This is a genomic window from Kitasatospora sp. MBT66 (genome assembly GCF_000710405.2).
GTDB classification, from domain to species: Bacteria; Actinomycetota; Actinomycetes; order Streptomycetales; family Streptomycetaceae; genus Kitasatospora; species Kitasatospora purpeofusca.
Genome location: NZ_JAIY01000004.1, coordinates 313,786 through 328,027, shown reverse-complemented (window position 1 = coordinate 328,027; position 14,242 = coordinate 313,786). Strand labels below are relative to the sequence as shown.

The window sequence follows — 14,242 nt, the reverse complement described above, 5'->3', positions numbered from 1 at the left end:
GCCCAGACCGCCCCTCTTATCCTTCCGTTCGTATACGTCTCGTGGGTCCTGTCCGTGCTGCGGGCGTCGTTCGTCCTGCGGGTCCCGTGCGTTCTGTGCGCCGCTTTCGTCCTGCGCACCGCGTTCGTCCTGCGCGCCTCGCACGTCCCGGCCCGGCCGCCGGAGCGCCCTCCGATGAATGCCCCGCTGTACGGCCCGCCCGACCCCGAACTCGACCGCCTGCTCCGCCCGCTGTTCCGCGCCGCCGCACCGGCCGGTGGCGCCGCCGTCGTGGTGATCCGCGGCGACGAGCGGACCGTCGCCTGCCGAGGCCACGCCGTCCGCTCCACCGAACGCCCGGTCCGCGCCGACACCCGCTTCGAACTCGGCTCCGTCACCAAGACGTTCACCGGCCTGCTGCTGGCCGAGATGGCCGCCCGGGGCGAGGTCGGCTACGACGATCCGATCGACCGCTACCTGCCCGCGGACGCCGCCCCCGGCTACCCGCAGGAGCGCCCGATCACCCTGCTCCACCTGGCCACCCACACCTCCGGCCTGCCCCGGCTGCCGGACGGGGTGCTGCCCGGACAGGTCCCGCGCTGGTTCACCCGTCCCTATGCCACCTTCGGGCCGGCGCACCTGCTGCGGGCGCTGCCCCGGACGGCGGTGCGCGGCACGCCGGGCACCCAGGTCCGGTACTCCAACCTCGGCTGCGGGCTGCTCGGCCTGCTGCTCGCCAACGCGGCCGGGCAGCGGTACGACGATCTGCTCGCCGCCCGGGTCTGCGGGCCGCTCGGTCTGATGGACACCTCCTGCGGCCCCGGCCGGGAGGAGGACGCCGGATACCGGCGCGGGCGCAGGGTGCCGTCCTTCCGGCTGCCCGCCCTGCCGGGCGCCGCCGCGCTCCGCTCCACCGCGGACGACATGCTCCGCTACCTCCAGGCGCACCTCGCGCTGGACGCCGTTCCGCTCCCCGAGCGGGCCGACGCGGCGGCGCTGCGGACGGCGCTGAACGAGGTGCGGCGCCCGCGCACCGACGGGCGGCGCGGCGGGCCGCGGATCTGCCTGGGGTGGAACCACCGCGCCCTTCCGGCGGGGGTGGCGGAACCGCGGGCGGCCGGGAAGCCGGTGCTGCCGGTGCCCGCGGCGTCCGACGGGGCAGCGTCCGACGGGGCGGGGCCCGACGGGGCGGGGCCCGACGGGGCGGGGTCGGTCGAGACCGGTGAGGTGGTCTACCACGTGGGTGCCGCCCGGCGGTCCACCGCCTTCGTCGGGTTCAGCCCCCGGGCCCAGGTGGGCCTGGCGGTCCTGGCCGGCGGACAGCCGCTGCGCAGCCGCGCCCTGGTGCAGAGCGCGCACGAGACCCTGCGCGTGCTGATCGCCGAATTCGGCGAGAGCTGACCGCCGGACCTGTTCCGGAGCCGACGGTGCCCCGGGCGGTAGCTACCGCCCGGGGCACCGTCGTGCCTGCTGCACCGCGCCGCCTTCAGGGAGTGGCGCGGAGCAGCGGCCGAGGTCGGACCTCCTGGATCAGCCCTCGGAGCCGGCCGGCGGGAGCTGGGCCTGGATGAGGTTCATCACGGTGGAGTCGGCGAGGGTGGTGGTGTCACCGATCTCGCGGCCCTCGGCGATGTCGCGCAGCAGGCGGCGCATGATCTTGCCGGAGCGGGTCTTCGGCAGCTCGCCGACGACCTTGATCTGCTTCGGCTTGGCGATCGGGCCGAGGGTGCGGCCGACGTGCGCCCGCAGCTCCTCGACCAGCTCCGGGCTGTCGGTGGCGGTGCCGCGCAGGATGACGAAGGCGACGATCGCCTGGCCGGTGGTGGCGTCGGTGGCGCCGACGACCGCCGACTCGGCCACCGAGGGGTGCCCGACCAGCGCCGACTCGACCTCGGTGGTCGAGATGTTGTGGCCGGAGACCAGCATGACGTCGTCGACCCGGCCGAGCAGCCAGATGTCGCCGTCCTCGTCCTTCTTGGCACCGTCGCCGGCGAAGTAGCGGCCCTCGAAGCGCGACCAGTAGGTGTCGATGTAGCGCTGGTCGTCGCCCCAGATGGTGCGCAGCATGGAGGGCCACGGCTCGGTGAGCACGAGGTAGCCGCCGGAGCCGTTGGCGACCTCGGTGCCGTTGTCGTCGACCACGGTGGCCGCGATGCCGGGCAGCGCGCGCTGGGCGGAGCCGGGCTTGGTCTCGGTGACACCGGGCAGCGGGCTGATCATGATGGCGCCGGTCTCGGTCTGCCACCAGGTGTCCACGATCGGGGCGGTGGAGGCGCCGATGTGCTCGCGGTACCAGATCCAGGCCTCGGGGTTGATCGGCTCGCCGACGCTGCCCAGCACCCGCAGGGAGGACAGGTCGAACTTGGCGGGGATGTCGTCGCCCCACTTCATGAAGGTGCGGATCGCGGTGGGCGCCGTGTAGAGGATGGTGACGCCGTACTTCTGCACGATCTCCCAGAACCGGCCCTGGTGGGGAGTGTCGGGGGTGCCCTCGTAGATGACCTGGGTGGCGCCGTTGGAGAGCGGGCCGTAGACGATGTACGAGTGCCCGGTGACCCAGCCGATGTCGGCGGTGCACCAGTAGACGTCGCTCTCCGGCTTGAGGTCGAAGACGGCGTGGTGGGTGTAGCTGGCCTGGGTGAGGTAGCCGCCGGTGGTGTGCAGGATGCCCTTGGGCTTCCCGGTGGTGCCGGAGGTGTAGAGGATGAACAGCGGGTGCTCGGCCTCGTGTGCCTCGGGGGTGTGCTCGGTGGACTGGCGGGCGGTGAGCTCGTGCCACCACACGTCCCGGCCCTCGGTCCAGGCGGTGTCCTGGCCGGTGCGGCGCACGACCAGGACGTGCTCGACGCCCTCGGCCTTGGTGAGGGCCTCGTCGATGGCGGGCTTGAGGGCGGAGGGCTTGCCGCGCCGGTAGCCGCCGTCGGCGGTGATGACGAGCTTGGCCCGGGCGTCCTGGATGCGGGAGGCGACGGCGTCGGCCGAGAAGCCGCCGAAGACCACGGAGTGCGTGGCACCGATGCGGGCGCAGGCGAGCATCGAGACGACGGCCTCGGGGATCATCGGCAGGTAGATCGCGACGCGGTCGCCCTTGGTGACGCCGAGTTCGAGCAGGGCGTTGGCGGCCTGGGAGACCTCGTCCTTGAGCTGGGCGTAGGTGATGGAGCGGCCGTCGCCGGGCTCGCCCTCGAAGTGGATGGCGACGCGGTCGCCGTGACCGGCCTCGACGTGGCGGTCCACGCAGTTGTAGGCGATGTTGAGCTTGCCGTCGGCGAACCACTTCGCGAAGGGCGGGTTGGACCAGTCGAGCGTCTGCGTGGGCTCGACGGCCCAGGTGAGGCGGCGGGCCTGCTCGGCCCAGAAGCCGAGGCGGTCCTCGGATGCCTGGGCGTACGCGGCCGCGGTGACGTTGGCGGCTGCGGCGAGCTCTGCCGGCGGGGCGAAACGCCGCTCCTCCTTGAGCAGGTTGGCCAGGCTCTCGTTGCTCAACGCGCACTCCTCATGAGTCATGATCGGGGTCGTTTCCCGTGCGTGGGGATTGTCCCGTGTGTCCCAGCGCACAGCTCACCAGGCGAAGAGGTCAGTTGACAAGAGGCTCTGGCTAATTGGTGTAGACCTTTGATCGCTCGTCGAACGGCCGCCCGAGGTCGGAGGCGTCTCGGGCGGCCCGAGGAGGTGGGCCCGCGTCCTTGGCCCGCCCGGCTGGACGCGGGCCCGGCTCTCAGGCGGCCAGGCCGGGGCCTCCCCCGTCCCTGGCCGGATCCGCGGCGACGGTACCGGTGGTCGGAACCTGTTCGAATTCATTCACTCGTTCGGGCGTGTCGTGCTCCCCGCGCGGGGTGGACGGCAGAGCCGAGGAGGCGGGCAGCGGTGCGGGCGCGGATGCGGCGACCGCCACGGGCGCGGGTACGGCGGCCGGTGCGGGCGTGGGCGTGCATACGGCGGCCGGCGTCGACGCCAGTGCCTCGACCGGGCCGAACCGGCCGCTCTCCGGGTCGAGCACATAGGCCTGTGCGGTGGCGAAGTCGAAGTACATGCCGACCAGCCGCAGGGTGCCCTCGGCGACCCGCCGCTCGACGGCCGGGTTGGCCATCAGCTGGTCCAGCTGCTGGACGACATTGGTGACGCAGAGCTGCTCGGTCACATCGACCACCGGGCGGTCGGTGAACTCCGCCGGGACCCGGCGCAGCCGGTCCAGCGAGCCCCGGCCGTTGCGCAGCCAGCGGGCGAGCGGAGTGGGTCGGCCGGGCTGCTCGTGCACCCCGTCCAGCAGGGCCTTCATCGCCCCGCAGCCGGAGTGCCCGCAGACGGTGATCGACCGCACCTCCAGTACCTCGACCGCGTACTGCACTGCCGCCGCCACCGAGTCGTCGGCCGCGCCCGGCTCGTGCGGCGCCGGCACCAGATTGCCGACATTGCGCACGGTGAAGAGGTCGCCCGGGCCGCTGTTGGTGATCATGCTGGTGACCATCCGGGAGTCGGCGCAGGTCAGGAACAGCTGGGAGGGTGTCTGTCCCTCCCGGGCGAGCCGGGCCAGTTCGGGCCGGACCAGCGGGGCGGTGTGCAGCTGGAACACCCGAACCCCGTCGAGCAGCCGGACGTGCGGGTCCTCCTGCTGTTCGATGCAGTGGTGGCCGACCCAGGGCGTCCACGCGCGGCAGCGGTGCGGGCCGGGGGAGCTGCCGGTGCGGACGGTGCCGTCCGGGTCGAGCACCTCGTCGTCCTGGCGGCGGGTCACCATCGACACCCGCCCGCCGCCGGCCTGGTGGCCGTTGCGCCAGCTGTGCAGCGTCTCGTAGGCGGCGTGGTCCAGGAAGGAGCCGTCGTGCACGACGGTGACCTCGGCGCCGGCCGGCACACCGGCGAGTGCCCGGCTCAGCCGGGGCACGGCGGCGAAGGTCAGCGGGCCGTGCGTCTCCACGGTGAACGCGCCGTCGGGGCCGGTCAGCACGTCCACGTGCGCGCGGGTCAGGCGGTAGAGCGCGAGCAGCACGGCCGTCGCGGCGCCCAGCGCCACACCCGGCAGCACGCCGAACAGCACCACCGAGACCACGGTGACCAGGTAGACCGGGAACTCCCGGTGCCGGTGGACCTTCCGGATGTGCGCGAAGCTCACCATCTGCAGGCCGACGACCAGTACCAGGGCGGCGAGCGCGGCGAGCGGGATCCGGCGCAGCCCGCCGGTGAGGGCCAGCGCGGCCGCCAGTACCCACACCCCGTGCAGCACCGAGGACCAGCGGCTGCGGGCCCCGGCCCGGACGTTGGCGGTGCTGCGCACCGCGCCGCCGGCGATCGGCAGTCCGCCGACCAGCCCGCTGATCATGTTGGCCAGTCCCTGGCCGCGCAGCTCGCGGTCGAGGTCCCCGGTGCGGTGCGACATCCGGTCGACCGCGACGGCGGAGAGCAGTGATTCGACGCTCGCCACGGCGGTGACGGTCAGCACGGCGGCGAGGACGGCGAGGGGCGGGCCGTGCGGCAGGTCCGGGACCAGGTCGTGCGGCTGCCAGGCGGGCAGGTCGACCCGGGCGAGCCGCAGGTCCAGCGTGATCGCGAGCGTGGTGGCGGCCGCGACGGCGGCCAGCGGGCCGGGGACCTTGGTCAGCCGGGCGCCGAACTCGCCGTACCGGCCGGGGAGTCGGCCCAGCCGGGGCCAGCCGAGCAGCACCGCGGCGGTGACCGCGCCGACCACCAGGGCGGACGGGTGCGGGGCCGCCAGCTGGCTCGGCAGGGCGAGCAGATTGGCCAGGGACGAGCTCTGCGGGGAGCCGCCGAGGACGACGTGCAACTGCGCGATCGCGATGGCGAGGCCGACGCCGGCCAGCATGCCGTGCACGATGGCGGGCGAGACGGCCAGCGCCGTCCGGGCCACCCGCCTGACGCCCAGCAGGAGTTGGAGCAGGCCGGCGGCGAGCGTGATGGCGCAGGTCGCCTGCCAGCCGTACTGGGTGATGAGACCGGCCGTGATCACGGTGAGCGCGGCGGAGGGGCCGCTGACCTGCAGCGGGGTGCCGCCGAACAGTCCGACCACGATGCCGCCGACGGCCGCGGCGGCGAGTCCCGCGGTGAGCGGGGCGCCGGTGGCCAGGGCGATGCCGAGGGAGAACGGCACGGCGATGAGGAAGACCACCAGGGAGGCCGAGAGGTCCTGCGCCCAGGAGGCGCGGGGGCGACGCCCCGGCGGGGCGTGGTCGGTGGTGTCGGAGGCGATGGGTGCGCTGGAGATGTCGAGGGTCATGGGTCTTCCCGTCTGTCCGGGGGAACGAACGCAGTCAGGTCCGGCGGTGAGTCCGGTCATGGGCTCGGTGGAGCGGATCGGCTGTCGTGGGTCGCGACGGTGTGGCGGGATGGCGTGGACGGGCCGGGAGTGCGGGTGTCACCGGCCGGGCCTTGGACCATCGGGGCCCCGGCGGTCGCTCGGCGGGGCGCTGGGAGGAGCCAGGCCACGGCGAGGAGCACCGGAACGGATGCGGATCATCAAGACTCGGTAAACCGAGGGTAATGAGAGCTTTGCACAGCGTCATCCGGAGCGACAGGCAATATCCGCCTCATTCACCCCATTGGGTGGTGGCCGAACGGACGTGAATCTGCTGGTGGCGGCGCTGCGGGCCGGGGTGGGGGCGGCGCGGGGGCGGACGCGCGGGGGCCGCGGCCCCGTTCTGGGACCGCGGCCCGTGGTCGCTGCGGTGGTTCTGCGCGGTGGTGCCGCGTCGGCGCTGGGCGCCGCCGGTCCGGTCAGACGGCCGCGCCGGCCGCCGCGGGCTCGTCGCCGAGCACGAAGTCCGGGTCGACCTGGGTGGCGAGGTCGATGCCCACCTTGGCGTTCGCCCAGCTCTCGGCGTTGCGCAAGTGGAACAGGACCGCCTGCTCGGTGTAGCGGCGCGGGTCCCGCAGGTCGTACGCGGCGTCCGCCGCCGCCCTCAGCTCGTCCAGCACCGCGCGGTTGGCGGCTTCGAGGGCGCGCAGCGGCGGCTGCGCGCCCTGCTCCAGTCGGCGCACCCAGTCGGAGTGCCCGAAGGAGGTCAGCAGGTCCTCGCCGACCTCCCGGCGGAGGAAGTCCAGGTCGTCCTGGCTCTGCACCTTGTTGCCGACCACTCGCAGCCGGACGCCGAAGTCCTGCGCGTAGTCGCGGTACTGGCGGTACACCGAGATGCCCTTGCGGGTGGGCTCGGCCACCAGGAAGGTGAGGTCGAAGCGGGTGAACAGGCCCGAGGCGAAGGAGTCGGAGCCGGCGGTCATGTCGGTCACCACGTACTCGTCCCGGCCGTCGACCAGGTGGTTCAGCAGCAGCTCGACCGCGCCGACCTTGGAGTGGTAGCAGGCGACGCCGAGGTCCTCCTCGGTGAACGCGCCGGTCGCCAGCAGCCGCACCGAGCCCTCGTCGAGCGCGATCGGGCGGGCGCAGGCCGCGTAGACCGGGTTCTCCTCGACGATCCGGAGCAGCCGCGAACCGCGCCCGGGCGGGGTAGTCTTGATCATCTCCTCGGCGGAGCGGATCAGCGGGTTGCCGCCGCGCAGGTACTCCTTGATGCCGGGCAGGTGGGCCCCGAGCGAGGGCAGGGCGGCGGACTGGTCGTCCGTCAGCCCGAGGGCCGGGCCGAGGTGCTGGTTGATGTCGGCGTCGACGGCGAGGACCGGGCGGCCCGCGGCGGCCAGGTGGCGGATGAACAGTGCGGACAGCGTGGTCTTGCCGCTGCCACCCTTGCCGACGAAGGCGATCTTCATCTTGGGACTCCGGCTCTCGCTCCAGGACCCGCCGCGTCCGCGGTCCGCGCCGCGACGAGGTCGACGATCTCCCGAGTTGGAAATCGTTATCGTCTTCGACAGCCATGCTATCCGGGGTTTCGGGCCGTTTGCGGGAGGGAAGTGAGGATTGCCTCGAACGGGTGATGCGTGGTTGCTGTTCCGGCCGGGGCCCCCGGGTCATTACTCTCGGGTAGGTGAGCACTGGAACAGATCCCCTCGCCCCGCTGGCCCAGCTCCCCGGGGTGCCCGACGCGGTGGCCGAGGTGCGCAAGGCCGTCGACCGCCTCTACGGCCACCGGGTGATGCGCCGCCGCGCGGCCGAGGTCACCTCCGAGTCGGCCCTGCGCGGCGCCCGCGCCTCCGCCGCGCTGGCGGGCTCGGACTGGCCGCTGGAGGAGGTCCGCCGTCGCAGCGACTTCGGCGCCGACCCCGAGACCCGGACGGTGGGTGCCTCCCTGCGGATCGCCGCCGAGGCGGGGCAGCTGCTGAGCATCTGGCGGCACTCGCCGCTCCAGGTGCTGGCCCGGCTGCACCTGCTGGCGGTCGGCGACGCCGACCCCGTGGCGGGCCGGCCGAGGCAGGCCGGGGAGGGCGTCGAGGACCTGTTCCCGCTGGAGGTGAAGCCGGCCGAAGGGGTCGCGGCGGACGTCGCCCCGGCCGTCGTGCCGCCCGCTCCGGCGGGGCCCGTGCCGGCCCTGCCGGCGGCGCCCGGCCCGGAGGAGGTCGCCGCCCGGCTGGACCAGCTGTCCCGGCTGCTGGTGGCCCGCGCCGAGGGCCAGGGCGTCGGGACGCCGGCCCTGGTGGTCTCCTCGGTCGTGCACGGCGAGCTGCTGGCGCTGCGGCCGTTCGGCTCGTACAACGGTCTGATCGCCCGCGCCGCCGCGCGGATCGTGCTGATCGCGGAGGGCCTCGACCCGAAGTCGATCTGCCCGGCCGAGGTGGGGCTGGTGGAGCTGGGGACGGACGCCTACCGGCGGGCCCTGGCCGGCTACCTGGCGGGGACGCCGGAGGGACTGGCGGCCTGGATCGGCCACTGCGGGCGGGCGCTGCGGCTCGGGGTGCGGGAGAGCACGGCGGTCTGCGAGGCGATGCAGCGCGGCATGGTCTGAGCGGGCGGCGTGCGGGTGGGGCCCGCTCCGGCGGGCTCCGGGCCGGCCGGCATGCGGCCGGGCCGGGGGAGGCCCCGGGCGGGCTCAGGACGGGCTCAGGACGGGCTCCGGACGGGCTCCGGACACGAGGATGCGGCGGCACCTGAACTTGCCGGGTGCCGCCGCTGGCACAGATGCCGGGTGACCATGCATGCACCGGAAAGTGCCGATCAGACGGGGATCCTGCCCGTTCGTCTGGTGCGGCGGCCCGACAGCGGGTCGGCTGCATGTGGGTGCTCGGTTATCTGTGCACACGGTCCGTGGGGCCTGAACTGCGTTGTCGGTTTGACCTCTTAGGTCCTGACCGGGTCTCGCGGGCCGTGATTCCTTTGTATCGCGTTTCGGGCGAAAGGGGAACCCGAAATGAGAAGTCTTCGACTTTTGCCCGTTTTGTCCAAGGGGTGTCGGGCCGGTGCCGCCTCGGTCGGGGCCCCGCCGGGTCAGGCCGGCAGGCGGCGGCGCCGGCGGGTCGCGTACCAGACCGCGCCGGCCGTCAGGACCGCCGCGCCGACCGCCACCGCCGTCAGCACCGAGCGGCTCGGCGCCGAGAACTCCGGGAGCCGCCGCCGGAGTTCCACCGGCCGGTCGAAGACCAGCACCGGCCACTCCCGCGCCAGCGCCTCCTTGCGCAGCGCCCGGTCGGGGTTGACCGCCGACGGGTGGCCGACGGCCTCCAGCAGGGGCAGATCCGTCGACGAGTCGCTGTAGGCGTAGCACTCCGCCAGGTCGTAGCCCTCGACCTCGGCCAACTCCCGGATGGCGGCGGCCTTGTTCTCGGCGTAGGCGTAGTACTCGATCTCGCCGGTGTAGCAGCCGTCCTCGATCTGCAGCCGGGTGGCGATCACGTGGTCCGCGCCGAGCAGCGCGCCGATCGGCTCGACCACCTCGGATCCGGAGCTGCTGACGATGACCACGTCCCGCCCGGCCGCGTGGTGCTGCTCGATGAGCGAGGCGGCCTCGTCGTAGATGATCGGATCGATCAGGTTGTGCAGCGTCTCGGCGACGATCTCGCGGACCTGCTGGACGTTCCAGCCCCGGGTCAGCGCGGAGAGGTACTGCCGCATCTTCTCCATCTGGTCGTGGTCGGCGCCGCCCACCAGAAAGACGAACTGGGCGTACGCACTTCGCAGGACGGCCCGACGGTTGATCAGGCCGCCCTGGTAGAACGGACGGCTGAACGCCAGGGCGCTCGACTTGGCGATGATCGTCTTGTCCAGGTCGAAGAAGGCGGCGGTCCGCGGACCGGCCGGGCGCGGGCGCGCGGCCGCCGGACGGGGCGCGGACGGGCCGGAGCCGGTCCCTCCGGGCCGCGCGCCGGTCACGGCCGTCCCGTCGGCCCCGGGGGCCCCGTCGGTTCCGGCGGAGGCTGCGGCGGTGGAGTCCGGGGACTCGTCGGCGTACTCGTCGGCGTTCTCGGTGGTGTCCACGGGAACCGAGGATAGAGGGCTCCGCAAAACTGCCCGCCATTCGGCGTACTCGCGGGCGTGCGGGTTTGTGTTTCTGGCCGCTCGGGTACACCATGGAAGTCACGGATCGTTCGCGACCGTGCTAACCCGGTCCGGCTCCTCCCCCCCGAGTCGGGCCGTGGATAGACGACCCCCGCTCTCCCCCCCGGCGGGGGTCGTCGCACGTCCGGAGCCATTTTCGGGGCTCGGGCGGCCGGCCCGGCGGATCCGCCGGTTGATCCGGGCGATCTCTACAGGGGGTGTCGGCCCGCCCGACTGTCTCGACGTTTTCGTCACTCTCCGTAGAGCTTTGGTCATGTCATGCTCCGGAGCCGCCACCCCTGGAATGAGGCTCGGACCTGCTCCGGGGAGTACCCGGTGCGTGCGTCGCTATCCCGCCCCGCCAGCTATGGCGGTTCATCTCGGTGAGCCCGATTAGTCAATTCTTTGTCCAATAGCCCCCCGTCCGAGTGAACGTTTTCCTCCACAGCCCCCGAGTTGTCCACAGGGAATCGGAACCCGGAGGACGGAATCGGGATCACCGTCCAACGTGAGGCCCGGCAGCGGTTGCCGGGCCCGATCCCTCGGGCCCCCGGCCGGCTGCCGGACCTTTCGTAGGTGTGCCCGGCCGCCGTGCGCGGCCGGGCACCGGGACAGGGGAGCCGCCATGTCGAAGCCCATCACCGACCACGCCGCCACCGGTGGGCCCGAGCCCGCCCGGCCGCTCGTTCTCACCGGGAACGACGCCTTGGCCGAGCACCTGCTGCGGATCTGCGCGGCGGCCGGCACCGATCCGAGGCTGATCCGGGGCGCGCCGCCGCGCGAGCTCTGGGAGGAGGCCTCGCTGGTCCTGGTCGGCGACGACCGGGCCGGGCACTGCGCCGCGATGCCCCGCCGACCGGGGGTGCTGCTGCTCGGGCTGGACCTCGACGACGCGGGCGTCTGGGTCAGGGCCGTCCAACTCGGCGCGGAGCACGTGCTGTTCCTGCCGGACGCGGAGACCTGGCTGCTCGACCGGATCGCCGACGCCGTCGAGGGCGTCGGCCCGCCCGCCCGCACCGTCGCCGTCCTCGGCGGCCGGGGCGGCGCGGGTGCCTCCACCCTGGCCTGCGCGCTCGCGGTCACGGCCGCGCGCCGGGGCCTGCGCACCGTCCTCGTCGACGGCGACCCGCTCGGCGGCGGGCTCGACATCCTGCTCGGCGGCGAGACGGCGGCGGGGCTGCGCTGGCCGGACCTCGCCGGCTCCCGGGGCCGGGTCAGCGGCGCCGAGCTGGCCCGGGCGCTGCCCGCGCTCAAGCGGCTCGGCACGCTGGCCTGCCTGTCCTGGGACCGCGGCGACACCCCGGCGGTGCCGCCCGAGGCCATGCGCAGCGTCCTCGCCGCCGCGCGCCGGGGCGGCGGCCTGGTGGTGGTCGACGTGCCCCGGCGGTTGGACCCGGCGGCCGGGCAGGCGCTGGAGCAGTCCGACACGGCGCTGCTGGTGGTGCCGGCGGAGCTGAGGGCGGTGGCGGCCGCCGACCGGGTGGCCGCGTCCGTGCGGATGCGGCTCGACGACGTGCGGGCGGTGGTGCGTCCGCCGGGGCCGTTCGGGCTCCCCGCGCACCGGATCGCCCGGGGGCTGCGGATGCAGCTCGCCGGGGTGCTGGATCCGGAGCCGGGCCTGGCCGTCGACCTCGAGCAGGGGGTGCCGCCCGGCATCCGCGAGGGCGGGCCGCTCGCCAGGTTCTGCGGGGCCTTCCTCGACGAGGTGCTGCCGACGGTGCCGGCGGTCGAAGGGGGCGTGTACTGATGGTGCGACTGCGGAGGGCCGGCGGGGCCGGGGAACCCGGCGGCGGACGGCCGGGCACCGGCGGGGCCGGTGGAGCGGCCCCGCCGGGCGGGTACCGGTCGGGGCACGGGGGTGACGGACCGGGTGAGCGGCGGGTACTGCGGGGCCTGCCCGGCCCCGGGAGCGGCCCGGCGGCGCGGCCGGGGCCGGAACCGAACCCCTACGGGCGTACGGCGCGGGAGGAGCGCGCCGCCGCGCTGGTGGACGCCGTCCGCCTGCGGCTGGCCGAGTCCGGGGCCGTGCCGACCGCCGGTTCGGTGGCGACCGCCCTGCGGGCCGCCCGGCCGCCGCTCGGCGGTGACGACGTCCTCGACACCGTGCGCTCGCTGTGCGCCGAACTGGTGGGCGCGGGCCCGCTGGAGCGGCTGCTGGCGGCGCCCGATGTCACGGACGTCCTGGTCAACGGGCCGGACGAGATCTGGTTCGACCGGGGCGGCGGACTGCGCCGGGCCACCGGCGTCCGGTTCGCCGACGCCGAGGCGGTGCGGCGGCTGGCCCACCGCCTCGCCACGGCGGCCGGTCGGCGGCTCGACGACGCGCGGCCCTGGGTGGACGCCCGGCTGCCGGACGGCACGCGACTGCACGCCGTCCTGCCGCCGATCGCCGCCGGATGCACCCACATCTCGCTGCGGGTGTGCCGCTCCCGGCCCTTCACCGTCGACGAGTTGGTGGCGGGCGGGGCACTCCCGCCGCGCGGCGGCGAACTGCTGGCCGCCGTCGTGCGGGCCCGGCTCTCGCTGCTGGTCAGCGGGGGCACCGGCACCGGGAAGACCACGCTCCTCGCGGCGCTGCTCGGCCTGGTCGGTCCGGAGGAGCGGATCGTCGTCGCCGAGGACTCCGCCGAGCTCCTGCCCGACCACCCGCACGTGGTGCGGCTCCAGGCCAGGCCGCCCAACCAGGAGGGGCTGGGCGAGCTGACCCTGCGGGACCTCGTCCGCCAGGCGCTGCGGATGCGGCCCGACCGGCTGGTGATCGGCGAGGTGCGCGGCGCCGAGGTGGCCGACCTGCTGGCCGCCCTCAACACCGGCCACGAGGGCGGCACCGGGACGGTCCACGCCAACACGGCGGCGGACGTACCGGTCCGGCTGGAGGCGCTCGGCTCGCTGGCCGGGATGGACCGGCCGGCCCTGCACAGCCAGCTCCGGGCGGCCCTCGACCTGGTGGTGCACCTGGTGCGGGAACCGGGCACCGGGAGGCGCCGGGTCGCCGAGATCCACACCCTGGGCGGTGACCGGCACGGGTTGGCCGTCACCACGCCCGCCGTGACGTTCACGGCGGACGGCGGCACGGTGGCGGGGCCCGGCTGGTCCCGGCTCGGGCGGCTGCTCGCCGCCCGCGGGGTCGTGCTCGTGGACGGGCCGCCGTGACGGCGGGGCCGGTGGAGGGGGTGTTCCTGCTGATGCTGTGCGGCTGCGGGGTGGGTGCGCTGCTGCTCCTCGGGCCGGGGAGCGGGTGGAGGGGCCGACGGCGGTCGGGCGGTGGTCGCGGCCGGTGTCGCGCTCGGTGTCGCGGACGGCCTGTCGGCCGGCGCGGTGCTCGTTGCGGTGGTCGGCGCGGTGGTGGATGTGGTGTTCGGGACGAGGAGGGCGGCAATGGCCTTGGAGCTGTACGGGATTGTGTTGGGGTGCTGGCTGGTGATGGCCGTCTTCGCGGTGGCGGGGTGGTGGCGGCTGCAGGGGCAGTTGGCGGGTGCTCGTCGGGCCGGTGCGGTGCTGACCGGGGCCGCGGGCGACTCCGGCGGGAGCAGAGGCAGGAGTGGGGGCGACGGCGAAGGGCGTGCGGGGGCGCGAGCGGTGGGAGCGGTCGTGCGGTGGTCGGGCGGTCCCTGGCGGGCTGTTCGGCGGGCGCCGGAACTGCTGCTCGTTCCCGGTGGGTTGGCGGTGGGGTGGGCGACAGCGTCGCCCGTCCCGCTGCTGGCGGCGCTCCCCGCCGTCCTGCCGGCCCGCAGGTGGCGGTCGCGCCGCGCTGCGGCGGCCGAGGCGCGGTACCGCTCGGCCGCTGTGGTGGAGCTGTGCGCCGGACTGGCGGGCGAGTTGCGCGGCGGGGCGACACCCGAGCAGGCGCTCCACCTGGTGACCACGAGGATCGCGGCCGACCGGTCG

The 14,242-nt window shown here is 74.6% G+C and carries 8 protein-coding genes and 1 pseudogene; 5 read left to right on the top strand and 4 right to left on the bottom strand.

Going from position 1 to position 14,242, the window contains the following annotated elements; all coding sequences use genetic code 11:
* The first annotated feature begins 174 nt into the window (after positions 1-174).
* Entirely contained in the window at positions 175-1,380 is a 1,206-nt protein-coding gene (locus tag BI06_RS08135) for a serine hydrolase (protein WP_107113312.1), read from the top strand.
* A 129-nt stretch (positions 1,381-1,509) separates the two neighbouring features.
* Here BI06_RS08135 and acs read toward each other — a convergent pair whose 3' ends face one another.
* The 3 genes from acs to BI06_RS08120 all read right to left on the bottom strand — a co-directional run bounded on the left by acs (position 1,510) and on the right by BI06_RS08120 (position 7,698).
* Positions 1,510-3,486 carry an acetate--CoA ligase gene (acs, locus tag BI06_RS08130; protein ID WP_030392657.1) on the bottom strand — a complete coding sequence of 659 codons (1,977 nt, stop codon included), beginning with the start codon at positions 3,484-3,486 and terminating at the stop codon, positions 1,510-1,512.
* 211 nt (positions 3,487-3,697) lie between these two features.
* Positions 3,698-6,211: a SulP family inorganic anion transporter gene (locus tag BI06_RS08125; protein WP_082558370.1), complete on the bottom strand. Its 2,514-nt coding sequence runs from the start codon at positions 6,209-6,211 to the stop codon at positions 3,698-3,700.
* Positions 6,212-6,708: 497 nt separating this feature from the next.
* Positions 6,709-7,698, bottom strand: coding sequence for an ATP-binding protein (locus BI06_RS08120; protein ID WP_043466743.1), 990 nt, complete (start codon positions 7,696-7,698; stop codon positions 6,709-6,711).
* 215 nt (positions 7,699-7,913) lie between these two features.
* Between BI06_RS08120 and BI06_RS08115 the strand changes: the two genes are divergently transcribed.
* Positions 7,914-8,828: a hypothetical protein gene (locus BI06_RS08115; protein WP_055731117.1), complete on the top strand. Its 915-nt coding sequence runs from the start codon at positions 7,914-7,916 to the stop codon at positions 8,826-8,828.
* A 479-nt stretch (positions 8,829-9,307) separates the two neighbouring features.
* Here the strand turns inward: BI06_RS08115 and BI06_RS08110 are convergent, their stop codons facing one another.
* Entirely contained in the window at positions 9,308-10,294 is a 987-nt protein-coding gene (locus BI06_RS08110) for an HAD family phosphatase (protein ID WP_255360201.1), read from the bottom strand.
* A 685-nt stretch (positions 10,295-10,979) separates the two neighbouring features.
* Here BI06_RS08110 and ssd point away from each other — a divergent pair.
* The 3 genes and pseudogenes from ssd to BI06_RS50435 all read left to right on the top strand — a co-directional run.
* Positions 10,980-12,101, top strand: a complete 1,122-nt coding sequence (gene ssd / locus BI06_RS08105; protein WP_030392662.1) for a septum site-determining protein Ssd — start codon at positions 10,980-10,982, stop codon at positions 12,099-12,101.
* 2 nt (positions 12,102-12,103) lie between these two features.
* Positions 12,104-13,507, top strand: coding sequence for a TadA family conjugal transfer-associated ATPase (locus BI06_RS08100; protein ID WP_369826092.1), 1,404 nt, complete (start codon positions 12,104-12,106; stop codon positions 13,505-13,507).
* A 513-nt stretch (positions 13,508-14,020) separates the two neighbouring features.
* Positions 14,021-14,242 (top strand): annotated as a pseudogene (locus tag BI06_RS50435) (hypothetical protein); the annotation flags it as partial.